The sequence below is a fragment of the Phyllobacterium myrsinacearum genome (genome assembly GCF_002980555.1).
In the GTDB taxonomy this organism is placed as follows: Bacteria; Pseudomonadota; Alphaproteobacteria; order Rhizobiales; family Rhizobiaceae; genus Phyllobacterium; species Phyllobacterium myrsinacearum.
Map to the genome: position 1 here is coordinate 173042 of NZ_PVBT01000003.1, position 22799 is coordinate 195840.

Sequence of the window (22799 nt, forward strand, 5' to 3'; positions counted from 1 at the left end):
TCAGCGAACCTTCCGCGTGCGACGGAGTGTGAGTTCAGCACGCAGTTCGTTGAGATGCTCCAGATTGCGCGCGACCGCATTGATTAATTCATCGATGCCTGCTAACGGAAATCCAATCTTGGCGAAATCGCTCTCCCGCCCTAGCACTTCAAGGTCTTTACAACCGTGCCACGTGAATTGCGGTGTCGTCGGTATCGCATCGACATAGTAAGCCGCCATGGCTGCTGCATCTTGCGCTCTGTAATCGGCCACCCAGCAGCTCAAGACTCTGGAAACATCCTCGTTCTCTACTGCAAAGCGACCGATAGCAGCTTTGCCAATGCGCGTATGCTTATCGAATGTATAGAGCGGGATGCCAGCAGCTTCTGCGGAATGGAGAGGCGCGTCTTCAATGATGTATGGGGCTTCTGGATTTTCCGTTGCAAATGCGGCCATCCACAAAGCGGGTGTCATGATGCAGATAGGATCATGCGTTTTGCCGCAGGCTATCATTGTTGCCGACAGGCATTGTTCTGGAGCGCCATGAGTGGCAAAGCTTTCCAAAAGATTTTTGAGGTCACCCGTGCCGACACGCCGCTCATCGCTACAATCCAACCCTGATGCATACCATGTTGCAATGGCACGAGTGACAAGAGGCAATCGCATGTCACTGGACATGCCTATTCGCTTTTCGAGTGTCTGGCCGCCAACATAACAACGATCCTTTTCGAATGCGGGATGATGCCGCGCAGCGCAGACGAGATAATCGGGTGAGCGATCTTTGGGAGCAACGGCAAGAGCCCGCACCACATCCACGAGGACAGTTACGTCGTCGCCATGGCTGCGCCGCCAATCCCGGTCACTGGCCTTTGAGACCAATATCAACGTATCCGGCGAAGCAGGTCCGATATCCTCGAAAGCAATGATTAGAAATCGGCGCCAAATTGCCGCCCCGCGAAGCTGAAACAGCCGGAGCGCAGCCGCAACCGCGATATCGGTTTCACCTCTTCGAATGGCCTTATGCAACAAGCTGGATGCCACCCACGGATCAATGAGGCATATTGTATTCGTAGGGCTGGAGAAAAAAAGTTCAGCTTCTTCAGGATGGGGGTGATTTACATTTTGCGACATTACAGTTTTCCTTGTGTAGACTACTCAGGAAAACGGTAACTTTGTAGCGGCTAAAGCCAAGATATTATTACACTTTTTACCTTCTTCTCCAGAAAAGAGCTCGCTGAGAAAACCACCCGATGATAGGGGAAAAGCGAAGGAGCTAGTCTGTCCTATTTATTGTCGCGGGCCGCCGATGGGACAGCCAAACTTACATTCCATTCCTCGCGAATAGCGGTGAGAAACAAAGCGAAGAATGTTTAAAATTGGGAGCATTTTCTCAACGGAATTTTTGGCCCTACCCAGATATGCGTGCAATCAATTGCACACGCCCTTTATGAAAAGTGCAATTGATTGCACGCAGTAATCCCGTCGTTAAGAAGCAATCCTATGTGATCAAGTTGATCTTCCCTGATCGAGTCAATCACATTAGTGGCAATTTGCCGGTAAATATCATCTCCTCAAGCATGACTGGCCAATGCGTCCAAATAGCATCAGGGTTCCACCATGGCGCAGCATGCTGTTTCAAATGCTTGCGATAAATGGTACGTCTTTCATCCGAGATGACAGCTAGGGCATTTGTAAGTTGTCGCACCCGAACGCTATCGCAGAATAGTTGCCAGTGCTCCTTCGCCGGCTTACTTGTTGCCTCAACTGGAGGGAGCGGTGGTATTTTTTCAAGAAGCGTTATGGTCGCGAAGGGGTTCTTAAACGATGCTATTTTTGAGACCGGAGAATTGCCCAGTTTTGTAATTCGACGTTCTACCCTTACGCCCACTTTCCCCAAAAATGGCTGTCCTTTGGATTTTCGTTTTTCACCACGATCGTAAATTAATGTTTGATTGCCACTCTTCTTACCAAGTGTAACTGTTTGAAGTCGGCCATCAAAACTCCATGTCCGCGAACTTATGCCCTGAGCGGGAAGAAGCAGGAAGCTCTCCATGTAGAGGTTGGGGAAATCCATCGCTATGTCGAGCCGGGTAATTTGTCCGTGGTTGCGTACATATTCCCAGCCGTCTTCGATCCATCCCCCCAAAACTATGTGCAGCTCCTCCATACCTGTCGGTTGCAAATCGACGGGTACAAACTCCAGCCGAAACTTAGTTATGCGCTGCGATTGGCTATCATAGCCTATCTGAATGTGAGGGTATTTTTTGACGTCAACTAAGCAGTCAAGAACAATGCGCTTAGCAAAAGTGTATTCTTTGTTCTTGGGTTTCGGCGCATCTATGAGCGTTGTTAGAATGCCGAGATCGCTGAAGAACGCTTTATACATTTCATGACCGTGGCTTTTATCAGGTGTAACCACGATGCTGATTTTATCTATAAAGGGTTTGGGACATATAGAGATATTCGTATTAGCTAATATCGGACCTGATTTAGAATATGGCTTTTCCGGGTGAGTTTCTGTCTTGTTAGAGGACACCACCTTTTTCTTCTTCAGATTTATAAAGCTCATACCTACCCCGCTTAGTTCGCCCGATGAGCATAAGGCTAGGCAGGAAAGGTAAATATCAGCTCACTCTATTCAAGGTTCTTGCTCTGATGAAGAAACATTAGATCCAAACCCTCATATGCAATCCCATTGACCCATTCTACATGCAAATCTGGATTACCGGGATCGCCATAATCATCACTAATAGCTTTTCCACTGGGAGACCAACCAGCTATCGCCAACAAAGTTTCAGAGGGCGCTTTTATACGCCGCAATGCGTCTCGCACATTATGCCGCAAACTATAAAGGCTTTGACGCTGTCCCAACTCTATTTCTTCTGGAATAAAATGCTCATTTAGCCGCCGTGCTGCATACCAGGCGCAATTACCGTATTTATTAGGTATCAATCCCCAGAAAAGACGTTGCCCATTTTTCGACGCCGCATCGTTTCGTGTCTTCACAAACTCAACCAACCCGATCTTGAGCAATTCAGAATGCACCGGCACTCGTCGACGACTGCTTTCTGTTTTCAGACTTTTTGCGTCCTCTCCACCCCCCTCAGCAAGATCTAGATACCACGTACCCTTGTCTGTTTGCTTCAAGTCGGAGAAGTGCAGTTGGGCAACTTCGTTCGGCCTCGCACCGCTAAAAAGCATAATCAGCGGTAACCAGAACCGCCACTCCCGATCCGCTTTGGTATAAGGTTTCAGCGCGCTCGGAACGCAACGGTGATAGAATTTTCCCTCAAAGAAGCCTTTTAACTGATGATGCGTCCACGGAAGCCGCTTTTGGTCTGACGCAACATTATCCTTTTTAAGAGGGCGGGCTTCAGCCGCAGGGTTATTTGACAATAACTTCTTGCGCAACGCGACTTTGAGCATATCCCTGAACACATCAAGATAGTTCGACTGCGAAAGCGGGGAGAGAATTGACCCTCCGTTGGATTGTGAGCGAAGGATAGCATCTTCAAGGGGCAGTCCGGGGAACCGCTTGTTTCTATTGGTTGGCAATTTCGCAAGCATACCGCGAACGTGTTGGACTAAGTCATCATCGATTGTTGCAACCATTTTTTCGCTACCGATAATCTCTTGCAGAGTTTCGACTATTGCCTTCACCTTGTCGAACCGCTTTTGGCTGACACCGTTTAAATGATACTCAGCTTCTCGTTCGGTGATGAAAATCTGCGCCAACTCAGAAAACGAGATAGAAGAAGAACGACTTGGGTTAAACAAATGGTCATAAAACAGGCGATCGTGCCGATCGTCATACCTATCGATTTTTTTACGTTGTACCTCAACCAGCCCTCGCCGTACGATCTCAGCAAAATCCCAATATGTTTCTGAAGCGACGTTCGATGCGCCCGCCTCTTTTAAAAGTTGATGAGTCGCGTCACTTACCCATCCATCTCGCGTCGGGTCGCCGTAGCTGGTTAAAATGCCAAGCTCTATTTTAGCATTCTGTTTTCTCTCATACAGATCGTCGCTATCTTCGGGCGGATCCATCAAAAACTGCGCAGCGCTCCTTTTGTCCAACTTCTGGACCGTCAAGCGCACATGTTCCGTCAGCATGTGAAGTGAAATATCTTGCAGTTTCGATGAGCCCGCTTTGCTCGGTGAGTTTTGAGTTTCCTCAAGAGAGGCAAAAAGCGCATCCGTTTTTACATCTTCGATGGCTCGTAAGCGCTTGGCGTCAGCACGACTCGTTACACCAAGCGACCGCTTAATGAACGTTCGGCCAAGTGCGTCAACGAGATGTTTGGGCACACGCCGATAATAGTGCCAAACCTCACCGCGCTTTTGAAGATGGAGGGTTTCTGACACTAGCTTCATGCCTCTTGTATACCACGTGCGTGACCAAAAGGCAGATCGTAAGTAACTGTAATCACTTCACAGTTAATGAAATCACTATCTTAAGAGGGTGTTGGTGGAGCCAAGCGGGATCGAACCGCTGACCTCTTGCATGCCATGCAAGCGCTCTCCCAGCTGAGCTATGGCCCCATTCCATTAGCCGGTTTCGGCTAAGCCGGATAAATCCGGCTGGACAGTCGAACGGTTGGGAACCGTTCCGAGGCGGGTACATATCGCCCGCCGCAGAGAAGATCAAGGTCTATTCGCCGGATATTTCCGTTATTTTTCGGAAGAGCGAAAGACCTTGTTCAAAATCAGTTTTCGTCGTCTTCGCCGATGCCGCCGCCGAGGATATCGGTGACGTCGTCATCTTCGTCTTCCTCGTCTTCGGCCAGGAACGTGTCGTCATCATCGGCATCGTCGACGTCCACATCGACATCATCGCCCAGATCCGGCACGTCGCCATCAACATCGCCATCAGCTTCTTCAAGCGACACGAATTCCGGCTTTTCCAGAACAACGTCGAGTTCTTCGGTCTCGACCTCTTCCTCTTCTTCACGCGCAGAAGGAACGGTCGAATCAAAATAGCTGAGCGGATAGCTCTTGCCCGTATAGGGGGAGACGATCGGATCGCGGTTCAGATCGTAGAATTTCTGACCTGTCTCAGGGTCAACTCGCTTGGTACCAAGTTTTGGATTTACCACGTTATGCCTCGTCTTCTGGCTGCGCCTGCATCCGGTATGCCATCGTCCAACCGTTTATGCCAGCGCTCATCAAATGGATTTCTGGTCCCATAAACGCAATTCAGCGCATTTGTCAAAGCCAAAACGACGCGAGATTGCCGTTCGGCCGAACTATGCATTTGCAAGATGACCCGACGAACAAGCTGTGTTAGGAACGCCGGCGCCTACAGGCTCGAGATGAAACACCAATTTTCCTTGTGATTGATCGTACTCATGTCCCATTCCGCTTTGCCCAAGCCCGCCACCGCCCGCCGTTCCAAGGCCCTTTCCGGAGATATCCGGATTCCCGGTGATAAATCGATATCGCATCGCTCCTTCATGTTTGGCGGCCTTGCCTCGGGCGAGACCCGCATCACCGGACTGCTGGAGGGCGAGGACGTGATCAACACCGGCCGGGCCATGCAGGCCATGGGTGCCAAAATCGCAAGAGAAGGCGATGTGTGGATCATCCAGGGCACCGGCAATGGCTGCCTGCTGCAGCCGGAAGCGCCGCTTGATTTCGGCAATGCCGGCACGGGCGCCCGCCTCACCATGGGCCTTGTCGGCGTCTACGCGATGGAAACGACCTTCATTGGCGATGCCTCCCTGTCCAAGCGCCCCATGGGCCGTGTGCTCAATCCCCTGCGGGAAATGGGCGTTCAGGTGACGGCATCGGACGGCGACCGCATGCCTCTGACGCTGCGCGGCCCCAAGGTGGCCGCCCCCATCACCTACCGGGTGCCGATGGCTTCGGCGCAGGTCAAATCCGCCGTGTTGCTGGCGGGCCTCAATACACCAGGCATAACGACGGTCATCGAACCAGTCATGACGCGCGACCATACGGAAAAGATGCTGCAGGGGTTTGGCGCCAATCTTTCGGTCGAAACCGATAAGGACAATGTCCGGCACATCCGCATCGAGGGCCAGGGCAAACTCACCGGCCAGATCATCGACGTGCCCGGCGACCCGTCGTCGACGGCATTTCCGCTGGTGGCGGCGCTGCTGGTGCCCGGCTCCGATATCACCATCCGCAATGTGCTGATGAACCCGACCCGCACAGGCCTTATCCTGACCCTGCAGGACATGGGTGCCAGCATTGAAATCCTCAATGCCCGCCTTGCGGGCGGCGAGGATGTCGCGGACCTGCGCGTGCGTGCCTCCGAGCTGAAAGGCGTGATCGTTCCGGCCGACCGCGCGCCCTCGATGATCGACGAATATCCCGTGCTTGCCGTCGCGGCGGCCTTCGCCACCGGCGAGACCGTGATGAACGGCCTCGAGGAATTGCGGGTCAAGGAATCGGACCGCCTGTCGGCGGTTGCCAACGGCCTGAAGGCCAACGGCGTCGATTGCACGGAAGGCCCGGAAACCCTGAGCGTTCGCGGCCGCCCGGATGGCAAGGCCCTCGGCGGCGGAACGGTCGAGACCCATCTCGATCATCGCATTGCCATGAGCTTCCTCGTCATGGGCCTCGTTGCGGAAAAACCCGTTACCGTCGACGACTCCACCATGATTGCCACGAGCTTTCCGGAATTCATGGGCATGATGACCGGAATGGGTGCCGAGATTTCCGTGCAGGAAACACCAGCCTGATATCGATGAGCGCGCTCTTTTCCGCCCTGACGGTGTACGCTCTTTATATGATGTCGAGCGTTCCGTTTGCCGTCTGGGCGGCGCGAAGCGCCCATCGCGGCACAATTTCCAGTGGATCATCACGGCCGTGGCCCGGCATTTTGAGTTCGATCATGCGGGTCGTTCTTCCCATACTCCTGATCTTCCTCTATGCGTGGAATGTCTTCGATGGTTCCCGGCCGGGTGTATCCGCGCTTGAGGCTGCGGGAACAAGCGATTGGATGCCCTATCAGTTTTTACTTCTGCCGCCCGCATTCGGGTCAATCGTCGGTTATGGTATAGGCTTCCTCATGGGCGCAAAGGCAAGAAACAGAGAGCGATGATCGAACCTGCTGTCCATTTGCAGACTGCGTTGACAACGGCTCCCCTGCAGGCAGGGAGCGTCTGATGTTCTTCCTGCTGACGTCCCTGGTCATTGTTGGCGTTGCCTATGCCATTGAACGGTTTGCGCTCAAGGTCCGTTTCGGGCTCTTCGCTCTCCTGTTCTGGCTGTTCGTGTTCCAGTTTGCCCTGATATTCGCCATTGATGCGCTTCTGCAGAACATGTCCGCCTATCTGCCGGCATGGCTTTCCGCGCTGGCAACCACGGTCGGCGGATTCGCGTTCGTCACGATCGGCATCACGCCGCTGATCACGCTCGTCCTTGCCGCGGCCTATCTGCTGTTTGCCCTTGGCAACTGGCTGTTTGACCGCGATGAAAAGGATGACATCCATGCGGCGCCATTGCGTTTCACCATTGCCATCGACGGACCGGCCGCATCGGGCAAGGGCACGCTGGCCCGGCGGCTTGCCGATTATTACGGCTATCATCATCTCGATACGGGCCTGACATACCGTGCGGTCGCCAAGGCACTGCTTGACCAGAACATGGCGCTCGATGATGAATTTCTGGCGGAGAAGGCGGCGCGCGGCATCGATCTGTCCAAACTCGACCGCACGGCCCTGTCCACGCATGATGTGGGCGAAGCGGCATCCAAGGTGGCTGTTATGCCGGCGGTCCGGCGGGCTCTGGTTGCGGCGCAGCAGGCTTTTGCCCAGCGCTCCCCCGGTACGGTCCTTGACGGGCGCGACATCGGGACGGTGGTCTGCCCGGACGCGCCGGTGAAGCTCTATATCACCGCCTCCCCGCAGGCACGGGCGAAGCGGCGTTTTGACGAAATCAAATCCTCGGGCGCGCCTGCCCAATATGAGGAGATTCTGGCCGATCTCACCCGCCGCGACGCCCGCGATATGGGCCGCACGGACTCGCCATTGAAGCCCGCTGCCGACGCGCACTTGCTAGATACGACGGAAATGGATATAGAGACCGCGTTTCTTGCTGCCAAAAAGCTGATTGATCAGGCTTTGGCGGGAAACAAGCATTAAACCAGCATCTGCCACCGATCCATGCACCGGATTGCCCGCATAGGGCGGATTGGCCCGCAGATGAACCGTAACGCGAACCACCGGTGCTGTGTCCGATGACTTTGTCCGGACATATCAGGAGTATTTATGTCTCAAGCCAATCCAACGCGCGAAGATTTCGAAGCTCTTCTCGCCGAGTCCTTTGCCACCAATGACCTTGCTGAAGGTTATGTCGTCAAGGGCCGTATCGTCGCCATCGAAAAAGACATGGCGATCATTGACGCCGGCCTCAAGGTTGAAGGCCGCGTACCGCTCAAGGAATTCGGCGCGAAAGCCAAAGACGGCTCGCTGAAGCCGGGCGATATCGTTGAAGTCTACGTCGAGCGCATCGAAAACGCCCTCGGCGAAGCCGTTCTGTCGCGTGAAAAAGCACGCCGCGAAGAGAGCTGGGTCCGCCTTGAAGAGAAGTTCAACCGCGGCGAGCGCGTCGATGGTGTCATCTTCAATCAGGTCAAGGGCGGTTTCACCGTCGATCTCGACGGCGCCGTCGCCTTCCTGCCGCGTTCGCAGGTCGACATCCGTCCGATCCGCGACGTTACCCCGCTGATGCACAACCCGCAGCCCTTCGAAATCCTCAAGATGGACAAGCGTCGCGGCAACATCGTTGTTTCGCGCCGTACCGTTCTTGAAGAGAGCCGTGCTGAACAGCGCTCTGAAATCGTCCAGAACCTTGAAGAAGGTCAGGTCGTTGAAGGCGTCGTCAAGAACATCACCGATTACGGTGCGTTCGTTGATCTGGGCGGCATCGATGGTCTGCTGCACGTGACTGACATGGCATGGCGCCGCGTCAACCATCCGTCGGAAATCCTGAACATCGGCCAGACGGTCAAGGTTCAGATCATCCGCATCAACCAGGAAACACATCGTATTTCGCTCGGCATGAAGCAGCTCGAAAGCGATCCCTGGGATGGTATCGGTGCGAAGTACCCGATCGGCAAAAAGATCACCGGTACGGTTACGAACATCACCGACTACGGTGCATTCGTCGAAATCGAGCCAGGCATCGAAGGCCTTATCCACGTTTCCGAAATGTCCTGGACAAAGAAGAACGTGCATCCGGGCAAGCTGCTCTCGACCACGCAGGAAGTCGAAGTCGTTGTTCTCGAAGTGGATCCGGTCAAGCGCCGCATCTCGCTCGGCCTCAAGCAGACCCTCGACAACCCATGGACGACCTTCGCAGACAAGTTCCCTGTCGGCACCATCGTTGAAGGCGAAGTCAAGAACAAAACCGAATTCGGCCTGTTCATCGGCCTCGACGGCGACGTGGACGGCATGGTTCACCTCTCCGACCTCGACTGGAACCGTCCCGGCGAGCAGGTCATCGAAGAGTACAACAAGGGTGACGTCGTCAAGGCGCAGGTTCTCGATGTTGACGTCGAGAAGGAACGCATCTCGCTCGGCATCAAGCAGCTCACAGGCGACAAGGTCGGTGAAGCGGCAACCTCGGGCGAACTGCGCAAGAACGCCGTTGTAACCGTTGAAGTCACGGGGATCACCGATGGCGGCCTCGAAGTCCGTCTGGTTGACCACGATCTCGACTCGTTCATCCGTCGTGCGGATCTGTCCCGCGATCGTGACGAACAGCGTCCGGAACGCTTCACGGTTGGCCAGAAGGTCGACGCCCGCGTCATCGCCTTCGACAAGAAGACCCGCAAGCTGCAGGTCTCCATCAAGGCGCTGGAAATCGCTGAAGAGAAGGAAGCCGTTGCACAGTACGGTTCGTCCGACTCCGGCGCTTCGCTGGGCGACATCCTCGGTGCCGCTCTGAAGAAGCAGGAAAAGAACTAAGCGTCTGCTGACGTTCTGACTGAAACGAAACCCGCCGGTCCCAGGACCGGCGGGTTTTTCTTTGCCGTTTTCAGATCGTATCGAACTGGATCAGGATGAAGACGAGCTGGCAGATAAGCGCCAGACTGAGGAATATCCATTGCATCCTCTGCTCGCGCAGATAGGCAGCAGCACCGCAGACAGCGATCAGGAAAAGATTGCGCAGGGGATAGACGGGCCCCAGCGCGTGAAAATGCTCCCGGCCCTTCATGGCCGTATCGGCGAAATCGACGAGGAAGATCGCCATCAGCAAGCCGAAGAACCAGGCACGCCGCGACATGAAGTAGTTTTCGTAGCCGGAATAACCCTCCATGCTGTCGGGAAAAAGCATGCCGCAGGCCAGAAAGTGCAGGCTGGCGTAAAAAATGACGAAGAGATAGGCCTCGAACTTCCACACCAAAGTCTGGTGCAGGTAAAATTCAAACCACCAGAAATGCACCACGGTCAGAAAGGTGAACAATACCCAGCCAAGGTGAATCGGATAAATATTCTTGCGCAACGGATGCTGAATGATACGGGCGACACCGGTGAGCAGACGGGAAATACTCAAACCCAGAATGATACCGATGATCACACGCACATGGGTAAAGACTTCCGGGCTCGGAATATTGCCATCCATTGTATGCTCCCCCTCCATTGACCGATTCTGACCGATCCGGGGTTATGCTACCCAAGTCTTAACCCGAAGCAAACCTCGGGAAGATTTATTCCGCCGAGAATTGTACTTTCATCGTCTGCGGCGTTGCTGCGCCTTTCGCGAGATAGGGAAGAAGGTCAGCCAGCGGCAGGCGGTGGGAGACAAGCCTTGCCATGGTTCCGTTGTCACGCTGCAATATGGCCAGCGCGTCGGGAATATTGCGGTTGAGCGAATGGGACCCGACGAGACTGATCTGACGGCGGAATATTTCGAACGGGGCGATCTGGATGCGTGCGTCCGGGGCGCTGACCCCGAAAACCAGCGCCGTTCCACCATCGGCCGTGTAGGCGATCATGTCTTCCACCACCCTGGCGATACCCGTTGCATCGGCGACAAAATCAAAAGCCTTCACCTGTTTCCCAAGCGCGGCCGAGCCGGATACAATCGGCGTGAGGCCAAGCGATTGGGCAAAGCTCAACCGGTCCTCATTGATGTCGGCAATGCTGACATTCTCGACGCCCTCCGCTTGCAGCGACAGGGCCATCAGCAGTCCGATCGGACCGGCGCCGAAGACAAGGGCGTTTTTGGCACGCACGGCATGGGCATTGCCGAGTCCGTTGAGCACGCAGGCCAGCGGTTCGGCCAGCGCTGCAATGTGAAAAGGCAGATGGCCGATGTCATGGAGGTGGCCGGTCTTGACCGCACTGTACTGCGCAAAGCCGCCGTTGCGCGAGACGCCATAGGCTTCAAGGCGGTCGCACAGATTGGTCAATCCCTTGCGGCACGACCGGCAGGTGCCGCAGGGGATGTTCGGATCGATGGCCACGCGGTCGCCAGGACGCACATCCGTGACATCGTCCGCGACCATTTCGACGATGCCGGCATATTCGTGGCCGGGAACAAGCGGAAAGGCGCCGTTGCCATATCGCCCATGCAGCACGTCGATATCCGTATGGCACAGGCCGGATGCCATCACCCGGACCAGCGCATGGCCGGGCGCAAGTTCCGGCTCATCAAGATCGGCGAGACCGGCAATGCCGAGGCCAGTGAATTGAATGGCTTTCATGGCAATTCCATCCTGTTGTTGCAGGGAGTGCTGGCTTGCAGGTGCCGTGGCCCGCACATCCCATGCGGGCCACGGCAAGAGGCTATTTGATGTAGCCGGCGCGGGTCATGATCTGCTCGACCTGCCGCTGTCCGGAATCCAGCGCCTGATCGACGGTTTGCGTGCCCGCGAGCGCCGACGATATCAATTGGCCGACCGTCGTGCCGAAGGCCTGGAACTCGGGAATGGCCACGAACTGTACACCGGTATAAGGCACGGGATCTTTCGTCGGCTTTGTCGGATCGGCGGCCATGATGGATGCCAGAACCGTTGCGGCAAACGGTGCGGCCTTCTGATAGTCCGGATTGTCATAGGTGGATTTGCGCGTTCCCGGCGGAACCGCAACCCAGCCTTCACTGGCGGCGACCCGCTTGACATAGTCCTTCGACGTCGCCCATTTCAGGAAGGATTTCGCGGCATCGACCTTCTTCGAGGTGGCCGGAATAGCCAGAGTCCAGGCCCATGACCAGCCGGCGCCATTGGGCGTCACCTGAACGGGTGCCCGCGTGAAGGCCACCTTGTCCGCCACCTTGCTTTGCTTGGGATCGAAAACGCGGCCCGCCGCCGAGGTCGCGTCGATCCACATAGCACAGTGGCCAGTGGCGAACAGCGCCTGGTTTTCATTGAAGCCGTTCGAGGTCGCACCGGGCGGGCCGTACTTCTTCATCAGGTCGACATAGGTCGCAATGGCCTCTTTCCACGGCGCCGAGTTGATCTGCGGTTTCCAGTCCATGTCGAACCAGCGCCCGCCATAGGTGTTGATCATGGTTCCGAGGAACGCCATGTTCTCGCCCCACCCCGCCTTGCCGCGCAGGCAGATGCCATATTGCTCTTTCGACCTGTCGGTCAGCTTGGCGGCAAACTGCTTGATCTGGTCATAGGTAGGCTGATCGGGCATGGTCAGGCCCGCCGCATCGAAGAGATCCTTGCGATAGAGCGTGAACGAGCTTTCCGTGTAGAACGGGACCGCATAGAGCCTGCCATCGACGGTCAGGCCCTTTTTGATCGGATCGAGCAGGTCGGCGTAATCATAATCGTCGCCGAGGTCATCCACCGACGCCAGCCATCCGGACTTGCCCCAGATCGGCTCCTCGTAACCGCCAATGGTCAGAATATCAAACTGGCCGCTTTTGGTGGCGATATCGGTGGTCACGCGCTGACGCAGCACGTTTTCTTCCAGGACCACCCAGTTGAGCTTGTTGCCGGTCGCCTTCTCCCATTCGGGCGACAATTTCTGCATCACGATCATATCGGCATTGTTGACGGTCGCGATGGTCAATTCTTCTGCAGACACAGTGCTGGCAAGAGCGCCGGTGGCGGCGGTCATGAGCAGCAGGTGCGTTGCCCTCCTCAAGGTAACGCTCATTTTTTCCTCCTCCAAGGTTAAGTCTACGAACTTTACGCACGTAAACTTAAAATAAGTCATACCAAAATATTTGCAGGTCTGTATACAAGATTCTGTATGGGGCCTTCCGCCAAAGCGGCACCTGCCGATGGAGCCAGTATGCATTCAGCATCGCCGTTCGGGGACATCGCGGGCTGACGGGCGTTACAGGAGCGAAAGTTTGACATGATCCAGAATTGTTGTGGTTTAATCGAAAACTTGACGCATGTGATCGGCTCTGTAAATTTTTGTTTGGCCTCGCGGGTCGCGGGTGCCAGGCATATAAACGGAAAGACCGGTGAAATTGTCTCAGGACATTTTCTTCACAAGCACGGCGATGTCTCCTAAAACAGGCGAATCGATCGTGAAAAGGGAATGCACGCGGTGAAAAAGACGATCAGAACAATGGAAGACTTTTCCGCGTTTGTGGGATTGTCGCGGCCAACCGTATCGAAATACTTCAACGATCCCGGCTCCGTGCGCCAGAAAACCCGCGACATCATCGAGGCCGCGGTCAAGCAATCCGGCTTCCGTCCGAATATTTTCGCGGTCAATCTCAATCGCCGCCGCACCAATATTCTCGGCATCATCATCCCGAATTCAACCGATCCGTTCTACACGGCCTTGACCCGTCGGATCGAAGGCATCGCCGAACAGGCCGGCTATCTTGCTTTTGTTCTCAGCTCCGACGGCAAGCCGGAACTCGAAGAGCGTGCCATCGAAACCTTCAAATCGATGAATGTCGCCGGTTCGATCATCGCGCCGCTCGGCGTGCAGTCGCACCAGGAAAAGCTGCTGAAACTGGGCGAGTCCATCCCCATGATCTATGTGGACTCTCCTCTGGATACGGTTTCGCCCTTTGTCGGTACCAACAACCGGCAGAGTTTCCAGCTTATTGTCGATTACCTCACCCGCTCCGGCGATGCCCCCTGCTATTTCGGCATGCCGCCGGTCAACAGCAATGCGTTCGAACGGCGCGAGGCCTATTGCGAGGCGATGGACAGCCTCAGGCTGGAGCCGCGCGTCGTCGAAGCGGAACAGGCGGCCGACTGGGATTTCGAAAAATCAGCGTTCGATGCCACGAGCCAGATCCTGCGCAATGGCGGCTTTCCGACCAAAACCGTGCTCTGTGCCAATGACCGCGTGGCATTCGGGGTGATTGCCGCCGCATACCAGGCTGGCGTGAAGGTCGGGCGCGGCGAGGATTGCGATCTGCGCGTTGCGGGCCATGACGATCAACCCCTGTCACGCTACATGTGCCCGCCGCTGACGACGGTCGCCCAGAACTACAACGAGATCGGCAGGCTGGCGGCGGCGCTGCTGTTCCACAAGCTCGGCGAACATCAGGACTCCAAGTTCGAACTGCCAGCCAATGAACGGATACTGCTGAACGCCGAGATCATGCTGCGCACATCCGCCTGATATAAACTTGTCGCGCGTAAAGATTTATTTGTTGACACGGAAATTATAGAGCTTATCTGTTTGTGCCGAGCGTATTGACGATTCAAGCGCGAGACAACAGGCAGACAGCGACATGACGGTTGACGTGACCCCCTCCTCCCTGGCCCCGGAGAGCCTTGGCCCGACCATCACCGTTGGTGAAATCCTCGTCGAGATCATGGCCACGACGATCGGCAAGGGATTTCTCGATGCCCAGCCGCTGGTCGGTCCGTTTCCAAGTGGTGCGCCGGCTATCTTTATCGACCAGGTGGCCAAACTCGGCGGACAGGCCGGCATCATTGCCGCGGTCGGCAATGACGATTTCGGGCGCCTGAATGTCGAACGGCTGCGCCGGGATGGTGCCGATGTCTCGGCCATCGCCGTCAGTTCCGATTATCCCACAGGCAGCGCCTTTGTCCGCTATGCCGATGATGGCACGCGTGATTTCGTCTACAACATCGCCCGCAGTGCCGCAGGCGAAATCGACCTGAACGACAGCGCCAGGGCCCTCATCGCGCGGGCCGGTCATTTGCATGTCATGGGATCCGCCCTGTCGATCCCGGCGGTTTGGCCGATCATCGACTACGCCCTCGGGGAGATCAAGAAGCGCGGCGGCACCCTCTCGCTCGATCCCAATATGCGCAAGGAACTGGCTGCCGGTGAAGAGACCGGACGCCAGTTCAAAGCGCTCGTTGCGGCGAGCGACCTGCTCCTGCCGTCGGGTGACGAGCTTTTCGTGGCCTGCCCGGCTGCCTCCGCAGACGAAGCCATCAACACCCTGCTCGCCTCGGGGATCGCGGAAATCGTGGTGAAGCGCGGCCAGCATGGCTCGGCGCTCCATACCAATGCGGGCCGTGTCAGCCGTCCGGCATTCCTCGTTGAAGAAATCGACCCGACCGGCGCCGGCGACTGCTTCGGCGCCACCTATCTCACCTGCCGCCGTCTCGGTCATTCGGCGGAGCAGTCCCTCGACTATGCCAATGCCGCCGGTGCCCGCAATGTGACCCGCCGCGGCCCCATGGAAGGCACGTCGACCTTCCCGGAACTTGACCAGTTCATCGCTGCGACACCAAGGAAGTAAGATGTTCAAATCCCTCGCCCAGTTGGCCACGGCGCACCGCAATGGTGACAATGCCGGTATCACATCTGTCTGCTCCGCCCATCCGCTTGTCATCAGGGCGGCGCTGCGCCGCGGCAAAAAGCACGGGCAGATCGTTCTCATCGAGGCAACCTGCAACCAGGTCAACCAATATGGCGGCTATACCGGCATGACGCCGGTCGACTTCGTCGTCTTCGTCGAAGCGATTGCCCGCGAGGAAGGCTTTGACCGCAACAATCTCATTTTCGGCGGCGATCATCTCGGTCCCAATCCATGGCGCAAGCTGCCGGCCGAAGAGGCCATGGCCAAAGCTGAAGCCATGGTGATCGATTACATCCAGGCCGGGTTCACCAAGATCCATCTCGATGCCAGCATGGGCTGCGCCGGCGAGCCGCCAGCGCTCGATGACGCGGTTACGGCCCAGCGTGCCGCACGGCTTGCCAAGGCTGCCGAGCAGGCGGCGGCGGCAAGCGGCTTTGCCCTGCCCAATTACATCATCGGCACGGAAGTGCCGGTTCCGGGCGGCGCGGATCACGCGCTTACCGAGGTCACACCCACCAGCCCGGATGCGGCACGCCACACGATTGCAGTTCACCGCGCACGCTTTGCCAGCGAAAGACTTCAGGCTGCCTTTGACCGGGTCATCGGCATTGTCGTGCAGCCCGGCGTCGAATTCGGCAATGAGAATGTCGTCGAATACAGGCCGGATCAGGCCGTGGCGCTGACGAAACTCTTGGCGCATGAACCGCAATTCGTGTTCGAAGCCCATTCCACCGACTACCAGAGCGTGCAGTCGCTTTCGGCGCTCGTGCGCGACGGGTTCCCGATTCTCAAAGTCGGCCCCGGCCTGACCTTTGCACTGCGTGAAGCGCTCTACGGGCTCGACCTGATCGCATCGGAACTGGACAAGGCTTACGGCGAACGTCCGCTTGCCCGTGCCATGGAACGCCTGATGCTGGACAAGCCGGGGCACTGGGCGTCGCACTATCATGGAACGGATGATGCGCTCTATGTGCAGCGCCACTACAGCTACAGCGACCGCATCCGCTATTACTGGACCGAGCCGGAAGCCGTGGAGGCCGTCAACAAGCTCATGGCCGCTCTTGCCGGGCGCGACATTCCGGAAACGCTGCTGCGGCAGTTCCTGCCCGATCTTGCCGTTCCTCCGGCGGACCGCAGCAAACCGGAAGCCATCCTGATTGCCGCCATCGACCGCGTGCTTGCGGATTATTCCGCTGCCTGCGGCTGGTAATGGGCACCCGGCACGATCCCGTCCGTCCAAGCGCGGCAACGCGCCGCGAGACCTGCTGTCGATCCACCCTTTGCCTTCTCGGCAAAAGGCTTTAAACAGCAGGGGAATATTGGACGATTTCCATAGGAGTGCCTGATGACAATCACGAAGCCAAAACTTGTCACGATTTTCGGGGGTTCGGGTTTTGTCGGTCGTCACGTCGTGCGGGCCCTGGCCAAGCGCGGCTATCGCGTGCGCGTTGCCGTGCGCCGGCCCGACCTTGCTTTTCATCTGCAACCGCTCGGCGGCGTTGGCCAGATCCAGGCGGTTCAGGCCAATCTGCGTTACCGCTGGTCGATCGACCGCGCCGTTGCCGGCTCCGATCACGTCATCAATCTCGTCGGCATTGCCTATGAAAGCGGTGCCCAGCGCTTCAGCACCGTGCATGAGTTCGGCGCCCGCGCCGTGGCCGAGGCTGCGCGCGCGGCCGGCGTTCCGCTGACCCACATGTCCGCGCTTGGCGCCGATGCGCACTCGCTCTCGCTTTATGCCAGCACCAAGGGCCGCGCTGAAGCTGCCGTGCACGAGACATTGCCCGATGCGGTGATCATCCGCCCATCGATCGTGTTCGGGCCGGAAGATGATTTCTTCAACCGGTTTGCCGGTATGGCGCGCATCTCGCCCTTCCTGCCGCTGATCGGCGGCGGCAAGACCCGGTTCCAGCCGGTTTATGTCGGCGACCTCGCAGAGGTGTTTGCCCGCTCGGTCGACGGCTCGCTCAATGCCGGACAGGTCTATGAACTCGGCGGCGCCGAGGTACTGACATTCCGCCAGTGTCTGCAGGAAACCCTGCGTATCATCGGGCGCAAGCGCATCATGATCTCCATTCCATGGTGGGTTGCCAAGCTTCAAGGCTCCGTTCTCGGCCTTCTGCCGAAACCGCTTCTGACCAGGGATCAGGTGGTGCTGCTTGAGAAGGACTCGGTTGTGTCCGAGGCGGCAAAGAGCGACAATCGCACGCTGGAAGGCCTTGGCATCCAGCCGCAGACAATCGATACGATCCTGCCGTCCTATCTCTGGCGCTTCCGTGCGCAGGGGCAGTATTCGAGCCAGAAACCCGCCTGATTCCAGCGGTACAGTTCCAAACAAAACCCCGGCTTCGACCGGGGTTTTTTGTCTTCCTACTTCGCCAGGATGAGGGCAATCAGGCCGACCGTCCCGACGATCACCCGCCAGTAGGCAAACAATGCAAAGCCGTGGCGCGAGACGTAATCCAGGAGATAACGCACGACGAAGACGCCCGATATGAAGGCGGCGATAAAACCGATGGCGATCAGCGATGCATCGTTCAGCGTCAGCACATCGCGATTCTTGAAGAGATCATAGGCAAAGGCGCCCGCCATGGTCGGCATCGCCAGGAAGAACGAGAATTCAGCCGCCGAGCGCTTGTCCGCGCCAAGCAGGAGCGCGCCGACGATGGTCGAGCCGGACCGCGATGTTCCGGGGATCATGGCAAGGCACTGGATGAAGCCGATCTTCAGGCAGAGCGACAGGGGATAATCCATCACATTGGTATAACGCGGCTTCAGATCGAGCCGGTCCACCCAGAGAAGGATGATGCCGCCGACAATCAGCATGATGCAGATCAGCATCGGCGATTCAAACAGCACGGCCTTGATGAACCCATGCGCCAGCACGCCGATGACGACGGCCGGCAGGAACGCGACGAGAATGCCGGCGACGAAACGGCGGGTGCCCGCATCGCTGGGAAGGTCCCGGGCAATTTTCAGGAGGCGGCCGAAATAGACGGTGAGAATGGCCAGGATCGCGCCAAGCTGGATCAGAACCTCGAATGTCTTGCCGTTTGATTCAAAGCCGAGGAAGCGTCCGGCCAGCAGCAGGTGGCCCGTGGAGGAGACCGGTATAAACTCTGTTAACCCTTCCAGCAATCCGAGAAAAAGGGCTTCGACAATTGTCTGCGATTCCATGATTATAACTTCCGATGGTGATCCCGGTCAGGATGATCACATGCTGTTTGCTTGTCTCACGCCGCGGTTGCGCCTATAGGTTCGCATAGACTCAAGGGCTGGCGAGCAATACGCTGCCCCCTGATAAAATGCCAGTTCGAAAGATTTATGAAACACCTGCCATGTTGACGCTTTTCCATCATCCGATGTCCACCGGTTCGCGCTATGCCCGGCTTATCCTCAACGAATATGATATTGAAGTTGAGCTGATCGAGGAAAACAGCTGGTCGAGGCGCAAGGAGTTTCTGGCGCTCAACCCTGCCGGTACGCTGCCTGTGCTGCTGGCGGAAGGAGATGTTCCCGTTGCCGGCGCCACGGTGATTTCCGAATATATCGATGAGACGCGCGGCGCCCTCAAGCGCAGCCGCCGCCTGTTTCCCGAGGACTCGCTCAACCGCGCCGAAGTGCGCCGCCTGGTCGACTGGTTTCTGATCAAGTTCGAAAATGAAGTGACGCGGCACATGGCGCGCGAGCGTATTTTCAAACTGCACATGACCGCCGAACAGGGCGGCGGCGCACCGGATTCCACCGCCATCCGGGCCGCCCGCGCCAATATCACCCAGCACATGAAATATATCGACTGGCTGACCGCCACGCGCAACTGGCTGGCCGGGCCGACGCCGAGCTATGCCGACATGGCCGCGGCCGCGTCGATTTCCATTCTCGACTATCTCGGCGAGATCAAGTGGTCTGAATACAAGGCCGCACGCGACTGGTACACGCGCATGAAATCGCGCCCCTCCTTCCGCCCGTTGCTGGCGGACCGGGTGCGCGGCCTGCCGCCATCATCGCATTATGGCGATCTGGATTTCTGATGCTGCCCGCGGATGCAAAAGCCGCGACACGCTCAGGGCCAAAGGCGCAGCCGCATCGGCTGAAAGAATTCATCATGGAGGAGGCGCGGGCCGCAGGCTTCGACCTCGTCGCGATCACGCGGCCGGATGCCATTCCGCTCGCCGAAGAACGCTTGCGCCACTATCTGGAGAAAGGCCGCCACGCCAGCATGGCCTGGATGGCGGAAACCGCCGAACGCCGCGCCAATCCCCAGACGCTATGGCCCGACGTGCGCTCGATCATCGTGCTGGCGATGAATTACGGCCCGGACAGCAATCCCCTGGAAATCCTCGCCCGCAAAGACAAGGCGGCGATTTCGGTCTATGCGCAGAACCGTGACTATCACGATATCATCAAGGGCAAGCTGAAGGGCGTCGCCAGCCGGTTTGCTTCGCGGGCCGCGGGCGAAAACGTCAAGGTGTTCGTCGACACGGCGCCGGTGATGGAAAAGCCGCTCGCCGAGGCGGCCGGTCTGGGCTGGCAGGGCAAACACACCAATCTCGTCAGCCGCAGCCATGGCTCCTGGCTGTTCCTGGGCACCATCTTCACCACGGCTGAACTCGAGCCGGACGGGCGGGAAGCCGATCATTGCGGCTCCTGCCGGGCCTGTCTCGACATCTGTCCGACCAATGCTTTCCCGGCACCCTACCAGCTCGACGCCCGGCGCTGCATTTCGTATCTGACCATCGAGCACAAGGAACCCATTGCGCCGGAATTCCGCAAGGCCATGGGCAACCGCATCTACGGCTGCGACGATTGTCTTGCGGTCTGCCCGTGGAACAAATTTGCTGCGACGGCGCGCGAAGCCAGGCTGCAGGCGCGCGACGATCTGAAAGCTCCGGACCTTGCAACCTTCCTCGCGCTTGATGATGCCGCGTTCCGCACACTCTTCTCCGGTTCGCCGGTCAAGCGCATCGGCCGGGACCGCTTCCTGCGCAACGTACTGATTGCCAGCGGCAATTCCGGACAACCCGATCTGGTTGCGCTGGTCGAGCGGCATCTCGACGATCCCGCCCCCATCGTGCGCGGCGCCGCCGTCTGGGCCCTCGGGGAGCTTGTCGATGCGGCGCATTTTGCTACTCTGCAAATACGCTACGCTGCGCAGGAAAACGATCCCGGCGTACTGACCGAATGGCGCAATGCAGGAAAGAAACAATGATGCGGATTTTTCTCTTCGGGGCAGGTTATTCCGCCCGCGCTTTCGCCCGGATCATGGCCGGCACAACGGATTTCATCGGTGGAACGACACGTGACAGCGACAAATTTGCGGCGCTCAAGCAGGATGGCATCACACCGTTCCTGTTTCAGGGCACCCACGCATCGCAGGAGATCGTCAGCGCGCTGGAAGAGGTGACCCACATCGTCATTTCGACGTCACCGGGCCAGACCGGCGATCCCGTTTATGCACAGTTCGGCGAAACGATCCGCTCCGCCATGCCGAAACTCCAATGGATCGGCTACCTCTCCACCGTCGGCGTCTATGGCGATTATGGCGGCGCCTGGGTCGATGAGACCACGCCGTGCCATCCGGTTTCGGCACGCTCGGTCGAACGGGTCGATGCCGAACAGGACTGGCAGAAACTGGCCGATGCGCGCAAGGTACCTCTGGCGATCCTGCGTCTTGGCGGCATTTACGGGCCGGGCCGCAATGCATTCGTCAATCTTGCCAATGGCACGGCGCGCCGCCTCAACAAGGCGGGACAGGTATTCAACCGCATTCACGTGGACGATATCGCCGGAGCCCTGCATTTTCTCGCCGGACGCAATGAAGGCGGCGTGTTCAACATCACGGACGACGAGCCCGCACCGCCACAGGATGTGGTCGCCTATGCCGCCGAGCTGATGGGCATCGAACCGCCGGCCGAAACCCATTTCGAAACCGCGGAACTGACACCCATGGCGCGGTCGTTCTACGGCGAGAACAAGCGCGTTTCCAACGCCCGCATCAAGAAGCTCGGCTTTGCCTTCCGCTATCCCGACTATGGAACGGCTTTTTCGATGATGTGGCGCAACGGGAGCTGGCGCTAAAACCGCGTGATAACGCTGATGCCGGTTCCCTCGAACCGGTCCATCGCCATCAGGGCCGCCGGTGCTTCATCGAGGGCGATCCGCTTGCCGATCAGCTTTTGCGGGGCCAGCTTTCCCTGCTCCAGCATGTCCATCAGCGCCTTGTAGCGGAAGGCCTGCATGCCATGGCTGCCAAGGATTTCCAGCTCATAGGCGATGACCTTGTCCATCGGGATCGGCGCGCGGGCATGATCGCCCAGCATCAGCCCGACCTGCACGTGGCGGCCGCGGCGGCGCAGATTGGCAATGGAATTGAAACAGGTCGAGGGGTGGCCAAGCGCATCGATGGAGACGTGAGCCCCGCCCTTGGTGATCTCCTTGACGGCGCCAACGATATCCTGCTGCTGTGACCCGTTCACTGTGGCGACGGCACCAAACTCCCGCGCAAAAGCAAGTTTTTCCTCGGTCAGGTCGACCGCGATCACATTGGCGCCCATGGCAGTCGCGATCATGATCGCCGACAGGCCGACACCGCCGCAACCGTGGACAACAACCCATTCGCCGGGCTTCACCCTGGCCTGATCGACCACCGCCCGGAACGAGGTCACGAACCGGCAGCCAAGGCTTGCCGCCGTGGCGAAATCCAGCGCATCGGGCAGACCGACCAGATTGGTATCGGCAAAATCCACCGCGACATATTCGGCAAAGGAACCCCAGGCGGTGAAGCCGGGCTGGAACTGGTGTTCGCACACCTGATGATTGCCGGAGTTGCACTCGAAACAATGCCCGCAGCCGCCGACAAACGGCACGGTAACCCGGTCGCCGATCTTCCACTGGGTAACGTGACCGCCGAGAGCCTGAACCGTTCCGGCAAGCTCGTGGCCGGGCACATGCGGCAGCTGGATATCGGGGTCATGCCCCATCCAGCCATGCCAGTCGCTGCGGCACAGTCCCGTCGCTTCGACCTTGATGACAACACCCGTCGGAGCCGGGACCGGATCGGCCACCGTGCGGATCGACGGGGCTTGGCCGAATTGTTCGAAGACGACTGCTTTCATGACATGGCCTCCATTCGAATCAGG

Annotated in this window: 19 protein-coding genes and 1 tRNA gene; 10 read left to right on the plus strand and 10 right to left on the minus strand. The window is 57.7% G+C overall.

Going from position 1 to position 22799, the window contains the following annotated elements:
- From C5750_RS11510 to C5750_RS11530, 5 genes are all read right to left on the minus strand, one after another.
- On the minus strand, window positions 1-1110 hold the full coding sequence (locus C5750_RS11510; protein WP_105734049.1) for a hypothetical protein: 1110 nt from the start codon (window positions 1108-1110) through the stop codon (window positions 1-3).
- Window positions 1111-1513: 403 nt separating this feature from the next.
- Window positions 1514-2548: a hypothetical protein gene (locus C5750_RS11515; RefSeq protein WP_130502079.1), complete on the minus strand. Its 1035-nt coding sequence runs from the start codon at window positions 2546-2548 to the stop codon at window positions 1514-1516.
- A gap of 65 nt (window positions 2549-2613) precedes the next feature.
- Entirely contained in the window at window positions 2614-4353 is a 1740-nt protein-coding gene (locus C5750_RS11520) for a site-specific integrase (protein ID WP_130502080.1), read from the minus strand.
- Between the two features lie 92 nt (window positions 4354-4445).
- A tRNA-Ala gene (locus C5750_RS11525) sits at window positions 4446-4521 on the minus strand.
- Window positions 4522-4685: 164 nt separating this feature from the next.
- Window positions 4686-5075: a TIGR02300 family protein gene (locus C5750_RS11530; protein ID WP_105734052.1), complete on the minus strand. Its 390-nt coding sequence runs from the start codon at window positions 5073-5075 to the stop codon at window positions 4686-4688.
- 252 nt (window positions 5076-5327) lie between these two features.
- Here C5750_RS11530 and aroA point away from each other — a divergent pair, with 252 nt between their 5' ends.
- From aroA to rpsA, 3 genes are all read left to right on the plus strand, one after another.
- Window positions 5328-6683, plus strand: coding sequence for a 3-phosphoshikimate 1-carboxyvinyltransferase (gene aroA, locus C5750_RS11535; protein ID WP_105734053.1), 1356 nt, complete (start codon window positions 5328-5330; stop codon window positions 6681-6683).
- Window positions 6684-7430: 747 nt separating this feature from the next.
- Window positions 7431-8087 carry a (d)CMP kinase gene (gene cmk, locus C5750_RS11545; protein WP_425350459.1) on the plus strand — a complete coding sequence of 219 codons (657 nt, stop codon included), beginning with the start codon at window positions 7431-7433 and terminating at the stop codon, window positions 8085-8087.
- A gap of 126 nt (window positions 8088-8213) precedes the next feature.
- Window positions 8214-9914 (plus strand): 30S ribosomal protein S1, encoded by a 1701-nt coding sequence (gene rpsA / locus C5750_RS11550; protein ID WP_091879198.1) that lies wholly within the window; start codon window positions 8214-8216, stop codon window positions 9912-9914.
- A 70-nt stretch (window positions 9915-9984) separates the two neighbouring features.
- Here rpsA and C5750_RS11555 read toward each other — a convergent pair whose 3' ends face one another.
- From C5750_RS11555 to C5750_RS11565, 3 genes are all read right to left on the minus strand, one after another.
- Window positions 9985-10572 carry a hypothetical protein gene (locus C5750_RS11555; RefSeq protein ID WP_105734055.1) on the minus strand — a complete coding sequence of 196 codons (588 nt, stop codon included), beginning with the start codon at window positions 10570-10572 and terminating at the stop codon, window positions 9985-9987.
- An 85-nt stretch (window positions 10573-10657) separates the two neighbouring features.
- Window positions 10658-11656, minus strand: coding sequence for a zinc-dependent alcohol dehydrogenase family protein (locus C5750_RS11560; protein WP_105734056.1), 999 nt, complete (start codon window positions 11654-11656; stop codon window positions 10658-10660).
- A gap of 82 nt (window positions 11657-11738) precedes the next feature.
- On the minus strand, window positions 11739-13022 hold the full coding sequence (locus C5750_RS11565; RefSeq protein ID WP_105734599.1) for an ABC transporter substrate-binding protein: 1284 nt from the start codon (window positions 13020-13022) through the stop codon (window positions 11739-11741).
- A gap of 432 nt (window positions 13023-13454) precedes the next feature.
- Here C5750_RS11565 and C5750_RS11570 point away from each other — a divergent pair, with 432 nt between their 5' ends.
- The 4 genes from C5750_RS11570 to C5750_RS11585 all read left to right on the plus strand — a co-directional run bounded on the left by C5750_RS11570 (window position 13455) and on the right by C5750_RS11585 (window position 17974).
- The gene (locus C5750_RS11570; protein ID WP_342588463.1) at window positions 13455-14501 is read left to right on the plus strand and encodes a LacI family DNA-binding transcriptional regulator; all 1047 of its coding nucleotides are present in this window, start codon (window positions 13455-13457) and stop codon (window positions 14499-14501) included.
- A gap of 112 nt (window positions 14502-14613) precedes the next feature.
- The gene (locus tag C5750_RS11575) at window positions 14614-15600 is read left to right on the plus strand and encodes a tagatose kinase (RefSeq protein WP_105734057.1); all 987 of its coding nucleotides are present in this window, start codon (window positions 14614-14616) and stop codon (window positions 15598-15600) included.
- A gap of 1 nt (window position 15601) precedes the next feature.
- Window positions 15602-16870 carry a D-tagatose-bisphosphate aldolase, class II, non-catalytic subunit gene (locus tag C5750_RS11580; protein WP_105734058.1) on the plus strand — a complete coding sequence of 423 codons (1269 nt, stop codon included), beginning with the start codon at window positions 15602-15604 and terminating at the stop codon, window positions 16868-16870.
- A 135-nt stretch (window positions 16871-17005) separates the two neighbouring features.
- Window positions 17006-17974, plus strand: coding sequence for a complex I NDUFA9 subunit family protein (locus C5750_RS11585; protein WP_105734059.1), 969 nt, complete (start codon window positions 17006-17008; stop codon window positions 17972-17974).
- Window positions 17975-18030: 56 nt separating this feature from the next.
- Here C5750_RS11585 and C5750_RS11590 read toward each other — a convergent pair whose 3' ends face one another.
- Window positions 18031-18837, minus strand: coding sequence for an undecaprenyl-diphosphate phosphatase (locus tag C5750_RS11590; RefSeq protein WP_105734060.1), 807 nt, complete (start codon window positions 18835-18837; stop codon window positions 18031-18033).
- Window positions 18838-18998: 161 nt separating this feature from the next.
- Here C5750_RS11590 and C5750_RS11595 point away from each other — a divergent pair, with 161 nt between their 5' ends.
- From C5750_RS11595 to C5750_RS11605, 3 genes are read left to right on the plus strand one after another with little or no spacing between them, the layout of a single operon-like run.
- Complete coding sequence (locus C5750_RS11595; protein ID WP_105734061.1) at window positions 18999-19691, plus strand: glutathione S-transferase family protein; 693 nt, start codon at window positions 18999-19001, stop codon at window positions 19689-19691.
- A complete protein-coding gene (queG, locus tag C5750_RS11600) occupies window positions 19691-20869 on the plus strand; it encodes a tRNA epoxyqueuosine(34) reductase QueG (protein WP_105734062.1) in 1179 nt (392 codons plus the stop codon). Before C5750_RS11595 ends, queG begins: the two co-directional genes overlap by 1 nt.
- A complete protein-coding gene (locus tag C5750_RS11605; RefSeq protein ID WP_105734601.1) occupies window positions 20869-21738 on the plus strand; it encodes an SDR family oxidoreductase in 870 nt (289 codons plus the stop codon). The genes queG and C5750_RS11605 overlap by 1 nt, the downstream gene beginning before the upstream one ends.
- On the opposite strand, the gene C5750_RS11610 is transcribed toward C5750_RS11605, so the two are convergent.
- Complete coding sequence (locus C5750_RS11610; RefSeq protein WP_105734063.1) at window positions 21735-22775, minus strand: zinc-dependent alcohol dehydrogenase family protein; 1041 nt, start codon at window positions 22773-22775, stop codon at window positions 21735-21737. The two genes, C5750_RS11605 and C5750_RS11610, sit on opposite strands and share 4 nt — an antisense overlap.
- Window positions 22776-22799: the final 24 nt, after the last annotated feature.

Bases quoted from the DNA above. Each gene is read 5' to 3' on its own strand.
- C5750_RS11565 (WP_105734599.1), bottom strand. From the start codon at position 13,022: ATGACCGCCGCCACCGGCGCTCTTGCCAGCACTGTGTCTGCAGAAGAA.
- C5750_RS11570 (WP_342588463.1), top strand. From the start codon at position 13,455: ATGCACGCGGTGAAAAAGACGATCAGAACAATGGAAGACTTTTCCGCG.
- C5750_RS11520 (WP_130502080.1), bottom strand. From the start codon at position 4,353: ATGAAGCTAGTGTCAGAAACCCTCCATCTTCAAAAGCGCGGTGAGGTT.
- queG (WP_105734062.1), top strand. From the start codon at position 19,691: ATGCTGCCCGCGGATGCAAAAGCCGCGACACGCTCAGGGCCAAAGGCG.
- C5750_RS11510 (WP_105734049.1), bottom strand. From the start codon at position 1,110: ATGTCGCAAAATGTAAATCACCCCCATCCTGAAGAAGCTGAACTTTTT.
- C5750_RS11560 (WP_105734056.1), bottom strand. From the start codon at position 11,656: ATGAAAGCCATTCAATTCACTGGCCTCGGCATTGCCGGTCTCGCCGAT.
- C5750_RS11515 (WP_130502079.1), bottom strand. From the start codon at position 2,548: ATGAGCTTTATAAATCTGAAGAAGAAAAAGGTGGTGTCCTCTAACAAG.
- rpsA (WP_091879198.1), top strand. From the start codon at position 8,214: ATGTCTCAAGCCAATCCAACGCGCGAAGATTTCGAAGCTCTTCTCGCC.
- C5750_RS11580 (WP_105734058.1), top strand. From the start codon at position 15,602: ATGTTCAAATCCCTCGCCCAGTTGGCCACGGCGCACCGCAATGGTGAC.
- C5750_RS11575 (WP_105734057.1), top strand. From the start codon at position 14,614: ATGACGGTTGACGTGACCCCCTCCTCCCTGGCCCCGGAGAGCCTTGGC.
- C5750_RS11610 (WP_105734063.1), bottom strand. From the start codon at position 22,775: ATGAAAGCAGTCGTCTTCGAACAATTCGGCCAAGCCCCGTCGATCCGC.
- aroA (WP_105734053.1), top strand. From the start codon at position 5,328: ATGTCCCATTCCGCTTTGCCCAAGCCCGCCACCGCCCGCCGTTCCAAG.
- C5750_RS11555 (WP_105734055.1), bottom strand. From the start codon at position 10,572: ATGGATGGCAATATTCCGAGCCCGGAAGTCTTTACCCATGTGCGTGTG.
- C5750_RS11585 (WP_105734059.1), top strand. From the start codon at position 17,006: ATGACAATCACGAAGCCAAAACTTGTCACGATTTTCGGGGGTTCGGGT.
- C5750_RS11605 (WP_105734601.1), top strand. From the start codon at position 20,869: ATGCGGATTTTTCTCTTCGGGGCAGGTTATTCCGCCCGCGCTTTCGCC.
- C5750_RS11595 (WP_105734061.1), top strand. From the start codon at position 18,999: ATGTTGACGCTTTTCCATCATCCGATGTCCACCGGTTCGCGCTATGCC.
- C5750_RS11590 (WP_105734060.1), bottom strand. From the start codon at position 18,837: ATGGAATCGCAGACAATTGTCGAAGCCCTTTTTCTCGGATTGCTGGAA.